An 815-nucleotide genomic window follows, 5' to 3' on the forward strand; every position below is an offset into this window, starting at 1 on the left:
TGGGGTGAAGTCGTAACAAGGTAGCCGTAGGGGAACCTGCGGCTGGATCACCTCCTTAATCGACGACATCAGCTGCTCCATAAGCTCCCACACGAATTGCTTGATTCATTGAAGAAGACGATAAGAAGCAGCCCGAAATTGGGTCTGTAGCTCAGTTGGTTAGAGCGCACCCCTGATAAGGGTGAGGTCGGCAGTTCGAATCTGCCCAGACCCACCAATTTTGTGTGGGAAACGCCTGTAGAAATACGGGGCCATAGCTCAGCTGGGAGAGCGCCTGCCTTGCACGCAGGAGGTCAACGGTTCGATCCCGTTTGGCTCCACCATTAACTGCTTCTGCTTGTTAGAGTGTAGAAATGAATATTCTGAAGTGAATATTGATTTCTAGTCTTTGATTAGATCGTTCTTTAAAAATTTGGGTATGTGATAGAAAGATAGACTGAACGTTACTTTCACTGGTAACGGATCAGGCTAAGGTAAAATTTGTGAGTTCTCTTAGTTGAGAAATTCGAATTTTCGGCGAATGTCGTCTTCACAGTATAACCAGATTGCTTGGGGTTATATGGTCAAGTGAAGAAGCGCATACGGTGGATGCCTTGGCAGTCAGAGGCGATGAAAGACGTGGTAGCCTGCGAAAAGCTTCGGGGAGTCGGCAAACAGACTTTGATCCGGAGATGTCTGAATGGGGGAACCCAGCCATCATAAGATGGTTATCTTGTACTGAATACATAGGTGCAAGAGGCGAACCAGGGGAACTGAAACATCTAAGTACCCTGAGGAAAAGAAATCAACCGAGATTCCCTTAGTAGTGGCGAGCG

The 815-nt window shown here is 47.4% G+C and carries 2 tRNA genes and 2 rRNA genes; all 4 read left to right on the top strand.

Going from position 1 to position 815, the window contains the following annotated elements:
- Window positions 1-58, top strand: a 16S ribosomal RNA gene (locus ACQRBV_RS27525); the annotation flags it as partial.
- Between the two features lie 82 nt (window positions 59-140).
- A tRNA-Ile gene (locus ACQRBV_RS27530) sits at window positions 141-217 on the top strand.
- A gap of 30 nt (window positions 218-247) precedes the next feature.
- Window positions 248-323 (top strand) — tRNA-Ala (locus tag ACQRBV_RS27535).
- A 238-nt stretch (window positions 324-561) separates the two neighbouring features.
- A 23S ribosomal RNA gene (locus ACQRBV_RS27540) occupies window positions 562-815 on the top strand; the annotation flags it as partial.

This window comes from Pseudomonas sp. R11F (assembly GCF_050312575.1).
In the GTDB taxonomy this organism is placed as follows: Bacteria; Pseudomonadota; Gammaproteobacteria; order Pseudomonadales; family Pseudomonadaceae; genus Aquipseudomonas; species Aquipseudomonas palleroniana.